Genomic DNA, 13,954 nt, shown 5'->3' with positions numbered 1-13,954 from the left:
GGGCCACGAGATCCTTGGATGGCCCGAAGCCCGCGCTGATTTGACGTCGGGCACTCAGCCCCTGGTCTGGTACCTGGTAAGGACCACACTGTCGGGAAACGTCCGGGTCTCCACCAGGCTCAGGTTCACCCAGTTGTCCAGGGCTGTGAAGAACGGCGTGCCGCCGCCCACCAGGACCGGGTGGGTGACCATCGCGTACTCGTCGATCAGCCCGGCCCGCATGGCCGCCGTCGGTAGTCGTTGTACAGACCAGCACAGCGCGGAAAAGTCATCGGTCGGGCCACACCGAGGGCCAGTTGACCACGGTGCCAAGCAGATGCTCCGGACGGAAAGGATCCATCAGCGGATACACCATGCCGGATGTTCGGCACCCTCAGCGGTCAAGCACCGAATCCACAATCTGCTGCGCGGCCTGGTCCGCTGTGATGTGTGTGGTGTCGATGACCTCGGCTTCATTATGCAGCCAGGTATGAGCTGCCTCGGCGTATGGCTCCAAGTATGCGAAGCGGAACGTTGAGGGGCCGAGGACTTTGTCGTTCTGTATGCGGTCGCGGAGCGTGGCCTGGTCGGCGTGGAGCACGAAATGCTGAATCGAAATGCCATGCTCGGTAAGACCATCGCTGATCTCCCGCCAGTAGCTCTCGACCAAGACAGTCATCGGCATCACGAGTGTGCCTCCGGTGTACTCGAGCACGCGCCGAGCGGTTTCGACAACGAGCCCTCGCCACGGCTCCCAGTGCTGGAAGTTGTCCGTTGCAGGAAGTCCCGGCTTGATGTCCATGAGCACCTCACCGACCTTTTCAGCGTCGAGGACCCGCGCGTCGGGCAGCAATTGCTGCACGAGCTCGCTCGTCGTCGTCTTTCCCGCCCCGTGGGTGCCGTTGAGCCAAACAATCATGGACCGAACTCTAATGCCAAAGAAGTTTCTTTCACGCGTCGTGAGCGGGGCGCAGTCGGGGATCCGCGGCGGCGATGCCGAGGTAGTACCCGATCGTCGAGGTAGGCGCTCTCACGAGCTCCGCGATCCGCGCCCGGGTGAGGCCGGCCCGGTACCAGCAAAGAAGCTGCTGCAGCCAGGAAAACCATGGTGACGGCCCAGGGCCCTAGAGCGCATGCAGCAACTCGTGACCCGTGTCCAGGAGACGGGGCTGTACCCGTCCACGAACGCAGAGAGCACCACTGAACGCCCTGGCTGCATGGCTTCAGCGACGGCGGGAGGACGCCCGGGTTGGGACACTGGCGCCGGCCTTCAGAGACGGGTTGGCGGTCCTTCCCGGCTGGGAGGGTGAGCGGCGTGCGGAAGCCGATGAACACCGGTGGAAGGAACGGCTCACAGACCTGACCGAGTACCGGGCCGCGGGCAATGACTGGCCCCGACCCAAAGCATTCATCATCGTCGAAGAACACGAGCTGGGGTCTGGCTGCACACCCAAGGTACAGGGACCGCCGCGGGGAACTCGATCCCCAAAAGGCCCAAGCCCTGGACGATGTCGTCCCGGAATGGCGGACAGGCAGGACACGCGGCCGGCGATCCCGACCCGACTCCTGAGCCTGCTGTTATAAACGCTGCATCATTCTGCATCCTCGACGCTGTGCCAGAAGGCCTTTACGCGTGCATTCCAAACTTCCGGGATTTCCTGGAAGGGCTGGTGGGCCTCGCCCTCGAAGACTTCAAAGATCGAGCCGGGAATTCTGTCGGCCACGGCTTGGCAAAGATTGGGGCGGCTGATCAGGTCGTTGCCGCCAGCCAGCACAAGGGTCGGGACCTTCAGTCCGGGGAGGCGGTCTGTTGTTTCGTGGTCGATGAAGGCGTCGATGAATGCCTGTATGTCCTCTGTGCTCTGCTTATGCGGAAAGGCGATCAGGCTGTCGATTATCCGCTCGACCGTCCCGTCGTTGTACGCCCTCGGCGTGTAGGTGAACAGGAAGTGGCCTTCGTGGAAGGCCCGCTCGCTGGGTGCCACTTCAACAAGCCATCTCATGAAGAGCGCCCAAGTCCGGAGATACGTATCCATGACTGTCCACGTGCCTTGCAAGACCAGGCTGCGGACCAGCCCGGGGTGACGCAGGGCCAACTCCTGGGCTATCACACTTCCGCCGGAGAATCCGGCCACATGGGCTGACGAGACGCCGGAGCCGTCAAGGACGGCGGCTGCATCGTCGGCCAACATCTCGATCGACACCGGCCCGTCGGGCTTCGCGGTCCGGCCGGCCCCCCGGTTGTCGAAGGCTGTGAGGCGGTAGCTGTCGGCAAGCCCGTCCAGCTGAAACTGCCATGATTCGACGGTGTCGCCGAGGCCTCCGATCAGCAGAACGTCCTGGCCTTCCCCCACTTGTTCCGTCCAGATGTTCAGATCACCGGCCTTCAGGTGCTTTCCCATCGCTGAACCCTCCGATTTGTCGAGATCTATCCCATCCCGGACGTTCATAGTGTCCATCGAGCCGGATGATGGCGCAATGAAGTTCTGCTGCCCAAAAGTCCACGTCCAAGGTGGCATTCGCAGCCGTCGGGGCGCTAACCGTTGTCAGGGACGCCGGGCCAGGGAAACGACGGCTCCGGCATCGGCATCATCGGCGGTTTGAGCCTCGTTGAGGGTTCCGGGAGAGGTCTCGTTTTAGGTCGCGCATGACCCCGGCTATGGCTCGGATCTGGTCCAGACGCCTCTTAATTGGCAGCGGTCAGAATTCTGAAGACAGAAATGGCAAGCAATCCCCAGGCGCTCAGCGGAACACGGCTTTCGAACTGATGCTCAGCGATGGTCACGGCCGCATTGCCGAGGTTGAGGTCTTCTTTGCTGAGGGCCTTGGGTTTGCACCACCTGACCATGCCGCGACTGTAGCAGTCGGAACACCGCTACTCTAGGGCTATGGCCAGGGGGGGAAGGCAAGAACGGCAACAAGTACGAGTGGCAGTCCTGGCCGCCGGATTCACTCGAAGGCATGCCACCGAAGCGAAGGCGCCTCGCTGGATGGGCGGTGATCTTCTGGTTCATTCTGCTGGGCGGGCTCCTCGGACCTGCCTTTGAGGCACTGGGTGTGGCGCAGCCGTGGCGCTCACTGCTCGTGGCCGCGGTGTTGGCCGCCGTCTTCTTTCCGCTGATCCGGGCGGCCGTTGTGGAAACACACCAACTGCGCGCTGAAGGAATCGAGCTGCCTTCATATCCGGTCACCCGTAAATCGCTGATCTCCGCGGCCGTCATTACAGTCGTGCTCTGGATCATTTTTGGCGTCGCGGTCGCCATGAACCAAGACGAATTCGTGTTCCCGCTGCTGCCGATCGCGGGAACGGCCTGGCTGGCCTTTCAGGTGCGTCGCTGGAGGCGCCGCCGGTGAGCCTTCACTGCCTCTGACTTGGTTGAAGCAGCTTGACGAGGCGCTCTGTCAGTACTGCACCAGCTGGGCCGACCGGCCAGTTCGCGCCACAACGACCAGCATTTCCGGCAGCATCTGTCGATGCATCCCTGGTACACCGTACCTGGCGTTGGCGAGGCCCCATGATTCGATGACGGCAAGACCTACGCGCTTAATGGCACAGCCAAGGATCACGGCAACTATCTCGACATTGATCCAATCCGGGCACCGCATCCGGATGTTTCCGGTAGGAACGGCAGGCCTTGCTTCCCGAAAGAACAAGCCCGGCAGCTCTTAGAGGAACATCCTAAGCTTCTCTGCTTCCGAGCGTAGCCGCCCCCTCCGCAACCGCACGGGGCCATCACCGCGATTGCCCGCTGAACAAACCAGCATCGAGTATCGGCTTTGCCCGCCCCCGAGACGCGGTTTATCCAACAGCCCTTCGTCGTTTGCCTGTCGCCGGCCAACACTCAAGATGCCAGCAGCCCGTACACCGCGGCGTCCGTGTCCTTTTCCAGGCCGCAGTGAAGTCAGCGGCGTGGATTAGTTCCGGGGGCTCCCAGCTGCGGATGACCTGCGGGCTCTGCTGCTTCGCCCAGGCCAGCAGGCGCTGCCTGACCGGTTCTGTTGCTTGGTCCACGACGTCCTCCACCGCCGAGAACAGGTTCTGGAATTGTTCGGCAATGACGCGGGGCATCGGCTGAATAACGGACACGCCGTCCTGGATCGCTGGGCCTGGGTACCCAGCCGCGCACGGCGGTGCGGCCGGTCCGGGCCGGCCCGGTCCGCTGGCACGTTTGCACGATCCGCTCCAGCATTACGGCGGTGGCACCATGCGCGGCGAAGACAAGCCCCACGGTCCGGGCCGGACTCGCCGCCAACCAGACGAGCAGCACGTTCAGGACGGAAAACAGCACCATGGTGAACAGTCCGAAGGGGCCCTCTGGCCACGGCGGGGCCGCACCCGGCAGCCCAGCCATGAACCTGGCCACGCCGGCCACTCCAGCGGCGAAAAGCCCGGCGGCCCCGATCAATGGCGCTGCAAGCCACGGAAGCAGCGGAACAAGCGGCACCGCAGCGGTGCCCAGGATCGTGACCGGGGCAATCAGCGGTGCTGCCAGTACGTTGGCAAGCAGGGAATACGTGGCGAACTGGGGCTGCAGCATCACGATCACGGGACCGCACAACAGCTGGGCGGACAACGGCACGGCTGCCCCGGCTGCCATCCAGCGCGGGATGACACGTGGGATCCAGGACACGATCTGCCGGCCCAGCACGATGATGCCCAGGGTGGCCAGGACCGACAGCAGGAATCCGAAACTTGTACCGAGCCCGGGGTCGATGAGCAGAAGCCCGATGACCGCCAGGCACAGGAAACTCAGTCCCCGCCCTCCTCGTCCGCCGGCAAGGGACGCTAGGGCGATCGCACCCATCAGCGAGGCCCGCAGGACGCTGGCATCCGGCCCAACCATCAGCACAAAGAGCCCCAGGCCTGCCAGGGCCAAGGCAGCCGCGGGAAGCCGTCCGAGCCGCAGACTGCGCGCCGCCAGCAACAGGGCTCCAAGGATGAGGCTGCAGTTGGCACCACTGACGGCAGTCAGGTGGGTGAGTCCCACAGTCTGCATTGAAAGCTCCAGTTGTTCGTCCAGACCGCTCGTGTCACCCGTCACCATGCCGGGCAGGAGCCCTCTGGCATCAGTGTCCAGCCAGCCCGCGGCGGCCGAGAACTGCCTTCCCAGCGTCGCCGGCCCCGATGTCCACGCATCGGCGGGTTGAAGCGCCACGGGAGCCGCGGACGCAGCCAGGATGCCTGCCTCCGCCTGGCCGGAGTCCGGAGGGCGGAGCTTTCCGGCAGCGCGAACGCGCTGGCCAGGAACCACGTGTTGCCAGTCAGCACCGCCTAGAATCACCACCCGGGCCTCGGTCCGGAGCAGCCGGCCGCCTGTGCTCATCGACGTGACGGTTGCGTCCACCGACCAGCGCGATGACAGGTCGGATCCGCCTTGGGAATTCAAGGCGCGCGGAGCGCCCGCGATTTCAACCTCGGCCAGGCATGATGCACGCGCCGCAACGGCCTCTGCCACAGGCCCGTCATGCTTCTGCGCCGAAGATACGGCCGAGTGCGCCGCGGCGGCGACGGACAGCAGCATCGCGGCTGCCATTGTCAGCAGGAAGCTCCGGCCGGCATACCCTCCGGTCCTGTGCCGCCGCATGACCGTTACGGCCAGCAGGACCGAGACCGCGGCCACGGCGCAGGACAGCCCGAGGAGCCATGCGGGATGCAGCCAGGGCCCGGCGCCGGCGGCAGCCCACACGAAAAGGGCAGGCGGGATCAAACGAAGGTCCACACGGGGCCGGCTCTCCCCGGCCGGGCCGGCGGCCCGTTCTTCGGGAACCAGCCTGGATAATATCCGCTCACGGAGGATTTGCAGCGGCACCGATGGAGGATGTCTTACAGCTGCGGTTCCGCCCGGAGCCGCCGCCGGAGGAGCCGCTCCGGGCCGGCCCTGCTCAGCCGTCCCGCGCACAGCCGCCTGCACATAGCGGTGCCATCTGCTGGTTCGCACTGACTGGCCGCCGTCCATCTCAGACAGTCACCAGCGGAAGCAGGGTTTCCAACATTTTGGGTCCCACGCCGTCCACGGCGTCGAGCTCCTCGGCCGTCTTGAACGGGCCCTGCTGCGTGCGCCAGTCAACGATGCGCTGGGCCAGCACGGGCCCGACGCGCGGCAGGCTGCCAAGCTCTTCGAGGGAAGCCGTGTTCAGATTGATCTTATCCGTCGCCCCGGATTCGCCGCCGCCCCCTGCGCCGGGGGTCCCGGATTTGGCCGCAGCGTCCGGAGCATCTGCCGGTGCTCCATCGCGCGCCCCCTGCCGCAGGGCGTCCGGCTGCCCCGGTTCACCGTGCCTCGGGATGTATATTTTCTGGCCGTCCTCCAGCACAGCGGCGAGATTGAGCCGGTTCAGGTCGGCTGACGCAGTTCCCCCGCCGGCTGCTGCAATGGCGTCATGGACGCGGCTTCCCTTGGGGACTCTTACTACCCCTGCCTTCTTCACTGCTCCGGCGACGTGTACGACAACGGGTCCCGTGGACGTGTCGTGGCCGGGAGCTGCGCCGGCGGTAGCCGCACTGCCAGCGGTGTCTCCAGTTCCATCAGTGCCGCCGTCATCCTCCGGTCTCCCGCTTTCGGCGGGCGACGCGCCTGGCTCGGAAGCCCTGGCCGTCTGACTGACCGCGGTCAAAGGCATCACTTCCGGGGCGGCGGCCGCTACCCGCCACCAAAACCATCCGCCTGCTGCGAGCGAGATGACGCCGAGCAGCACGGTAGCCCGAAGCCCCAGACGCCACCTGACGCGGGAAACGGCAGGGCCCGGGGAAGCCAAGTGGCCGGCACCGGCCCCGTTGGCGTTGCCGTAGGCGAATCCCCCGCCGCTGCCCAGTTCCAGCAGACCCGCAGGCTCTTCACCACCGCCCTTCGTGTCGGCCGCCGCCGCCGCACGATCTGGCACAGTATCGGCCGCCGTCGCACGATCTGGCAGAGTGTCAGCCGGCGTCGTATCAACGGCCCGGGCACCGGGACTGCTGCCCTGCGGCGGGCCCAGGCGAGCGGCCAGGCGGGTGGCCGGTTGGCCAGCGCCAGGATCCGCAGGATGAACGCCGGGAGCCGTGACCCTGCTTGCGCGTGAACGCCTGCCTGTGTCCGGACGCGGCGCACCGCTGGCTGCAGGTCCAGCGGTCCGGCGTGACATACGCACCACGGTAGGAGACGACGGTTCCTTCCCGACAGGCCCGGACCGCCGTATGTGGATAGAGCGTCAGCGGGCCTTCCCAGGATCCGCCTGAACAGACTGCCCTGGGTGAATTGGCAGCCCTGACTGAACTGGCTGCCCCGACTGTCCGGCATGCGGAGCAGGCGCTTCCGCTGTGCCCGGTGCCTGGCTGAGGACGGCGGCACCACAGACGGTGCTCTCGCTGACGATGACGGCGAGGACACCGAGCCCGGCGTGCGCCGCGAGCACCGCCGGCAGGGAGCTGATCTGTGCCGGCGGGCTGTCCGGCAGAGCGACGGCGAGCCGGGAGGCGAGGAGTTCGGCTTCCGCCTGGTTCCCGAAGTGGTGGATGGCCAGTCTGGCCTCCTTGGGCGGCCTGGCCGCGGCGTCCGCCACCACGAGTTCCTCCAGGCGGGCGATGGCTTTGGCGGCGGAACGGATCTTCTCGAGCGGAACAATCCTGCCGCCGTCGACCGCGAGGATCGGTTTGATGGCGAACATGGTTCCCAACAGGGAGGCTGCGGCCCCGATCCGTCCGCCCCTCCGCAGCTGTTCCAGGCTCGGGACGTAGAAGTACACCTTGGTCTTGGAGAGACGTTCCTCGGCGAACCGCCGCACTTCCGCGGCGCTTCGCCCATCAGCCGCGGCCACCACGGCGCTTTGCACGGCCAGTCCTTGGGCCATGCCGACGGTCCGGGTGTCCAGCACCTCGACGGGAATGCCGACACGTGCGGACGCGATCCGGGCGGAATCGGCAGTGCCGGAGAGATCACCGGAAATATGAATGGACACGACCGCCTCGTAGCCGTGGCGGGCGGCCGCCAGATATGCCTGCTCAAACTGACCGGGAGAGGGCCTGGAGGTCTTGACGGGCGTGGCCGCGGCAAGGGCAACCGCGATTGTCTCGGTGATGTCGTCCTCGCCCTCACCGTAGATTTCATCACCCACCATGACCGGCATGGGCACTACGGCAAGCCGCCTGTCGAGGGAGAAGCCCCTGACCCAGTCAGCGGGAAGCGCGGCAGCGGAGTCCGTTACCACGGCGGTCCGCACGACGACGGCGGGTTCCGCCGCGGACGGCACCCGCCCGGGTACAGTCGCCTGGCGGAGGCGGGCCAGGTGGTCCTTTAACCACAGCCAGGCGCCCGGCTCACGATCGATCACGGCACCTCCTGCGGTTCGGGCCGGCCGCCGGTGAAAACCGGCGGCCGGCGCCCGGCTGGCGAGTTTGCCCGGCTAGGCCGGGACGATGTTGACCAGTTTAGGGGCCCGCACGATGATCGTACGGATCCCGCGGCCATCAAGTGCCCGCTGGACATTTTCCGAAGCCAGCGCCAGTTCGCGCAGTTCATCCTCGGTGATGCCGGGCGAAACCTCGAGCCGGTCCCTGACCTTGCCCTGGACCTGCACGACGGCGGTGATTGTTTCCTGCACCAGCAGGGCGTCGTCGTGGGCTGGCCATCCGGCGTTCGCCACGGAGGCAGGGTGCCCCAGGACGTTCCACAGGTCCTCCGCAGTGTACGGAGCGAACAGGCTCAGGATGACAGCCACTGCTTCGGCTGCTTCCCGGACCGCGGGGTCCGCGCCGCCGGCACCGGTGTCGATCGTCTTGCGCGTGGCGTTGACCAGCTCCATCAACTTGGCCACCACAACGTTGAACTTGTTGTTGTCCAGCAGTTCCGCGGCGTCGGCGATGGTGCGGTGCGTTACTGACCGCAGGGCACGGTCGCCGGTGGTGACGTCCACGCCGGGCTTGCTGGTCACGTCCTGTCCCAACCGCCACGCGCGGGCAAGGAACTTCGCGGATCCCGACGGCGAGACGTCCGCCCAGTCGACGTCGTCTTCCGGCGGGGAAGCGAAGATCATGGTGAGGCGGACGGCGTCCACGCCGAATTTGTCCAGCTGCTCGCCCAGGTCCACGCCGTTCCCCAGCGACTTGCTCATGGCCTTGCCGCCGTTCAGGACCTGCCCCTGGTTCAGGAGGGCGCTGAAGGGCTCGTCAGCTTCGAGGAGGCCCATGTCATGAATGACCTTGGTAAAGAAGCGTGCATAGAGCAGGTGCAGGATGGCGTGCTCGACGCCGCCGACATACTGTCCGACGGGCATCCAGTCGTTGATCTTCGCGGGATCGAATGGACCGTCGGTGAAGTGCGGGGAGACGAAGCGCAGGAAGTACCACGACGAGTCAACGAAGGTGTCCATGGTGTCCGTGTCCCGCTGTGCCGCACGCCCGCAGTTCGGGCACTCGACGTTGACCCATTCGGCGGCCGCGGCCAGCGGCGAAGTGCCCCGCGGGGACAGCGCCTCCCCCCGCAGGTCCTCGGGAAGCGTCACCGGCAGCTGTTCGTCGGGTACCGGCACCTCGCCGCACTCGGCACAGTGGATGATGGGGATCGGTGTGCCCCAGAAGCGCTGGCGGCTCAGGAGCCAGTCACGCAGCCGGAAGTTCACGAACTTCTCTCCGGTGCCCTGCTGTTCAAGGATTTCGATGGCGGCCGGGATGGCCTCTGCCTTGGGCATGCCGTCCAGCGGACCGGAGTTGATGAGCATGCCCTCGCCGGCCGTCGCCTTGCCGGAAGTGGCGGGGTCCTCCTCGCCCGTGTCCAGCACCGCGCGTACCGGCAGGCCGAACTCCTTGGCGAAGTCGAGGTCGCGCTGATCGTGCGCGGGGACGGCCATGATGGCGCCCGTGCCATAGTCGGCCAGGACGTAGTCAGCGGCCCAGACGGGCAGCTTTTCTCCGTTAAGCGGGTTGATGGCGTAGCGGCCCGTGAACACGCCCGTCTTTTCGCGCTCCGTGGATTGGCGTTCGATGTCCGAGAGGGCCTTGACCTTTTCACGGTAAGCCATGAGTGCGTCGTGCTGTTCGGGGGTGACCAGATCCAGGGCCAGGTGCGCGTCCGCGGCCACGACGAAGAAGGTGGCACCGTAAAGGGTGTCCGGACGCGTGGTGAAGACGGTGACTTCCCGCTCGGCACGTCCGTCCGCGGGCTCGATCACGAAGCGGACATGGGCGCCTTCAGAACGGCCGATCCAGTTCCGCTGCATCGCCAGTACCCGCTCGGGCCAGTGTCCCTGGAGCTCGGACATGTCATCCAGCAGCCGGTCGGCGTAGTCGGTGATCTTGAAGTACCACTGGTTCAGCGACTTCTTGGTCACGGCCGTGCCGCAGCGCTCGCAGGCCCCGTTGACCACCTGCTCGTTGGCCAGCACGGTCAGGTCCTTCGGGCACCAGTTGACGGGCGAGTCCTTGCGGTACGCGAGGCCGCGCTCGTAGAAACGCTTGAACAGCCACTGGGTCCAGCGGTAGTACTCCGGGTCGGACGTGTGCAGGCGGCGTGACCAATCAGCAGAGATGGCGTAGCGCTTGAACGACGCTGCCTGGGTCTCAATGTTGGCGTAGGTCCACTCGCTGGGGTGGGCGTTGCGCTTGATGGCGGCGTTCTCCGCGGGAAGGCCGAAGGAGTCCCATCCGATCGGGTGCAGCACGTCGTAGCCCTGCTGGCGAAGGTAGCGCGCCACGACGTCACCCATGGCGAAAGCCTCGGCGTGCCCCATGTGGAGGTCCCCCGACGGATAGGGGAACATGTCCAGGACATAGCGGCGCTCGCGCGAACCGTCGTCGACGGGGGTGAAGACCTTCAGGTCCTCCCACACTTGCGGCCACCGGGCCTCCATGGCCGCGAAGCTGTAAGCACCCTCCTCGGGGGCTTCGGCTCCACCTGCTGTTGTTCCGGTCTCGGTCTCCGGCTGAACGCTCACTGCTGCCCTCTTCTGTTCTGTCATGACGTCTGTCTGTCACAACGGTCTGATCCACTGCCGCCTGCCGGGAACGAGTCCCGGACACACAAAAGCCCCTCGACATGGAGGGGCGGCCGCTCGGTAGTCCGTAGTTCCGGGATACCGGGCGGCTAGCTAAGCAGGAGGATCGCACGCATAAACCTACTCTAGCCTCTCCGCCGGATTCATGCTGAAAAACGAAAAGCCATTGCCAAACTGTCGAAGCAGGTCCACGATTTCAACAAAGTGTATGGGGGTATGGCAAAGGTCTCGGCTTGAGGAGCCTGCAGTGGACCGTTTGCCTGTTTCCGGACGAATAGTCCCGCACATCACGCCGCACAATGATGCCGCGTTCCCGGGCCCGCCCCGAATCTTCGATTGCGTCGTCTTTGACGCTTCCTGGTCTCCACTTAGCCGGACTTCCCCACCGTCAACCGGACCATAAATCCCCTGGAGAAAGGCAATCGAGATGTTCCACAACAAGAGACGCCTGACCGCACTGGGTTCAGTGCTCATGCTGTTTCTGGCCACGTTCACGTCAGCGTCCGGGGCCGCCGCGGGCGGCAAGGCAGCGTCCCCCGAGCTCTGCGGACCCGGATCCGCCATCAAGTTTGACCGCTCGGCTTTCCCCAAGAAACCGAAAATTGACAACGAATGGTTCCCGCTCAAGCCGGGCATGCAGTACACGACCACGGGCACCGTCAAGACCGCCACCGAGACTACGGTGCGGACGGTCGTCCACACCGTGACAGGCCTCACCAAAGTGGTGGGCGGGGTAAAGACGCTCGTGATGTGGGACAGGGACTACAGCGACGGCGAGCTTGTGGAGTCCGAACTTGCCTTCTTCGCCCAGACCAGGAGGGGCGACGTGTGGCTGTTCGGGGAGTATCCGGAGGAGTTCGAAAACGGCAAATTCGTCGGCGCTCCCAGCACGTTCATCCACGGGATCGACAAGGCACAGGCGGGCATTGCCATGAAGGCCAAGCCCCGGATCAACGACCCCCACTATGTCCAGGCCTACGCCCCGGAAGTGGATTTCCTGGATTGCGGTGACGTCCTGAAGAAGCATCAGCAGGTCCGGGTCCCCACCGGCCACTACAAGGATGTGCTCGTGATCGACGAATACAACCCGCTCGAGCCGGCCAGCGCTGGCCATCAGCGGAAGTTCTACTCGGAAGGCACAGGCCTGGTGAAGGTGACGGCCGTGGGCGGCGTGGAACGGGAAACCATGGACCTCGTCAAGATCAAGAAGCTCAGCGACGACAAGTTGCGGGAGATCAACCGGCAGGCGCTCAAGCTCGACAGGCATGGATACACGGTCAGCAAGGATGTGTACGCCAAAACACCGCGCGCCCAGGTCGCCACGCCCGGTGACGTTGACGACGACTGAGTGATTCCTAAGAAATGCAGCGGCCCCGGACCCGTGGCTTCCACGGGTCCGGGGCCGCTACTGGGCCACTATTGGGCCTGTCCCGGCGATTACCTCACGTCGTCGTCGACCCAGTCCATGGACTTGGTCACGGCCTTCCTCCACAACCGCATCTGGCGTTCCTGCTCGGCCTTGTCCAGCGTGGGCTCCCAGCGCTTGTCCTCGGACCAGTTGGCAGACAGCTCACCGAGGTCCTTCCAGAACCCGACGGCGAGACCGGCGGCATACGCTGCGCCGAGCGCCGTGGTCTCCACCACCTTCGGACGGATGACGGGGACACCCAGGATGTCTGCCTGGAACTGCATGAGGGCATCGTTGGCGACCATGCCGCCGTCGACCTTCAGCTCCGTGAGCGGAACGCCCGAGTCCGCATTGACCGCATCCAGCACCTCGCGGGTCTGGAAGGCGGTGGCCTCCAAGGCGGCCCTGGCAATGTGGCTCTTGTTGACGAACCGCGTGAGGCCCACGATGGCGCCCCGTGCATCCGAGCGCCAGTACGGAGCGAACAGGCCCGAGAAGGCCGGAACGATGTAGACGCCGCCGTTGTCCTTCACGGATGCCGCCAGCGTCTCCACTTCCGGTGCGCTGCTGATCATGCCGAGGTTGTCGCGCAGCCACTGAATGAGTGAGCCGGTGACGGCGATCGAGCCTTCCAGCGCGTAATGCGGCGCGGCGTCCCCCAGCTTGTACCCCACCGTGGTCAGGAGGCCGTTCTTGGAGTGGACGATCTCCTCGCCGGTGTTGAAGATGAGGAAGCAGCCGGTGCCGTACGTGTTCTTGGCCTCGCCTGTCTGGAACGCCGCCTGGCCGAAGGTAGCCGCCTGCTGGTCCCCGAGGATACCTGCGACCGGAACCTCGCGCAGCAGCTGGGATGTGTGGACGGTGCCGTAGACCTCGGATGAGGACTTGATGGCCGGCATCATGGTGGCGGGGACACCGAAGATGCCCAGGATCTCTTCGTCCCACTGCAGGGTGTCCAGGTCCATGAACAGGGTCCGGGACGCGTTGGTGACGTCGGTGACGTGTACTCCGCCGTCCACACCGCCGGTCAGATTCCAGAGCACCCAGGCGTCGGTGTTGCCAAAGATCAGATCGCCGGCCTCAGCCTTAGCCCGGGCACCGTCTACATTGTCCAGAATCCATTTGATCTTCGTGCCGGAGAAATAGGTTGCCAGCGGCAGGCCGACCTTCTGCTTGAAGCGGTCCGCCCCGCCGTCCTTGGCCAGTTCATTCACGATCGGCTGCGTGCGTGTGTCCTGCCAGACGATCGCGTTGTAGACAGCCTCGCCGGTGGTCTTGTCCCACACCACTGCGGTCTCGCGCTGGTTGGTGATGCCGACGCCTGCGATGTCGTGCCTGGTCAAGTTCGCCTTGGACAATGCGGAGGCGATGACCTCACGGGTGTTGTTCCAGATCTCTGCGGGATTGTGTTCCACCCAGCCTGCCTGCGGGAAGATCTGCTCGTGCTCCATTTGCCCGGAGGAGACGATGTTGCCGGTCTGGTCGAAGACGATGGCCCGGGTGCTGGTGGTGCCCTGGTCGATGGCGATTACGTACTGGCTCATGATGACGTCCTTGTCCTAATGGTGTAGCTGAAGGTATGTGCTGTGGATCAGGGAAATG

10 protein-coding genes and 1 pseudogene are annotated in these 13,954 nt (G+C 65.2%); 2 read left to right on the top strand and 9 right to left on the bottom strand.

Going from position 1 to position 13,954, the window contains the following annotated elements; translation table 11 throughout:
- Nucleotides 1–54 precede the first annotated feature (54 nt).
- From AC5RUM_RS08570 to AC5RUM_RS08555, 4 genes and pseudogenes are all read right to left on the bottom strand, one after another.
- Nucleotides 55–237: pseudogene (locus tag AC5RUM_RS08570) on the bottom strand (dihydrofolate reductase family protein); the annotation flags it as partial.
- A gap of 136 nt (nt 238–373) precedes the next feature.
- On the bottom strand, nt 374–898 hold the full coding sequence (locus AC5RUM_RS08565) for an AAA family ATPase (protein ID WP_494034527.1): 525 nt from the start codon (nt 896–898) through the stop codon (nt 374–376).
- Nucleotides 899–1,571: 673 nt separating this feature from the next.
- Entirely contained in the window at nt 1,572–2,381 is an 810-nt protein-coding gene (locus tag AC5RUM_RS08560; RefSeq protein ID WP_494034526.1) for an alpha/beta fold hydrolase, read from the bottom strand.
- Nucleotides 2,382–2,665: 284 nt separating this feature from the next.
- Nucleotides 2,666–2,827 carry a hypothetical protein gene (locus AC5RUM_RS08555; protein WP_494034525.1) on the bottom strand — a complete coding sequence of 54 codons (162 nt, stop codon included), beginning with the start codon at nt 2,825–2,827 and terminating at the stop codon, nt 2,666–2,668.
- Between the two features lie 113 nt (nt 2,828–2,940).
- Here AC5RUM_RS08555 and AC5RUM_RS08550 point away from each other — a divergent pair, with 113 nt between their 5' ends.
- Entirely contained in the window at nt 2,941–3,333 is a 393-nt protein-coding gene (locus AC5RUM_RS08550) for a hypothetical protein (RefSeq protein ID WP_494034524.1), read from the top strand.
- A gap of 548 nt (nt 3,334–3,881) precedes the next feature.
- Here the strand turns inward: AC5RUM_RS08550 and AC5RUM_RS08545 are convergent.
- The 4 genes from AC5RUM_RS08545 to leuS form a co-directional block, all read right to left on the bottom strand.
- Nucleotides 3,882–5,789, bottom strand: a complete 1,908-nt coding sequence (locus AC5RUM_RS08545) for a ComEC/Rec2 family competence protein (RefSeq protein ID WP_494034523.1) — start codon at nt 5,787–5,789, stop codon at nt 3,882–3,884.
- A 148-nt stretch (nt 5,790–5,937) separates the two neighbouring features.
- Nucleotides 5,938–6,861, bottom strand: coding sequence for a ComEA family DNA-binding protein (locus tag AC5RUM_RS08540; RefSeq protein ID WP_494034522.1), 924 nt, complete (start codon nt 6,859–6,861; stop codon nt 5,938–5,940).
- 306 nt (nt 6,862–7,167) lie between these two features.
- Nucleotides 7,168–8,286 (bottom strand): DegV family protein, encoded by a 1,119-nt coding sequence (locus AC5RUM_RS08535; protein WP_494034521.1) that lies wholly within the window; start codon nt 8,284–8,286, stop codon nt 7,168–7,170.
- 72 nt (nt 8,287–8,358) lie between these two features.
- Nucleotides 8,359–10,884, bottom strand: a complete 2,526-nt coding sequence (leuS, locus tag AC5RUM_RS08530; protein WP_494034574.1) for a leucine--tRNA ligase — start codon at nt 10,882–10,884, stop codon at nt 8,359–8,361.
- 487 nt (nt 10,885–11,371) lie between these two features.
- Between leuS and AC5RUM_RS08525 the strand changes: the two genes are divergently transcribed.
- Entirely contained in the window at nt 11,372–12,292 is a 921-nt protein-coding gene (locus AC5RUM_RS08525; protein ID WP_494034520.1) for a hypothetical protein, read from the top strand.
- Between the two features lie 89 nt (nt 12,293–12,381).
- Here AC5RUM_RS08525 and glpK read toward each other — a convergent pair whose 3' ends face one another.
- The gene (gene glpK, locus AC5RUM_RS08520) at nt 12,382–13,896 is read right to left on the bottom strand and encodes a glycerol kinase GlpK (protein WP_494034519.1); all 1,515 of its coding nucleotides are present in this window, start codon (nt 13,894–13,896) and stop codon (nt 12,382–12,384) included.
- Between the last annotated feature and the right edge of the window lie 58 nt (nt 13,897–13,954).

Source organism: Arthrobacter sp. B2060, from assembly GCF_059090445.1.
Note: the sequence above shows the minus strand (reverse complement) of the source record. Positions and strands in the feature narration are given on the sequence as shown.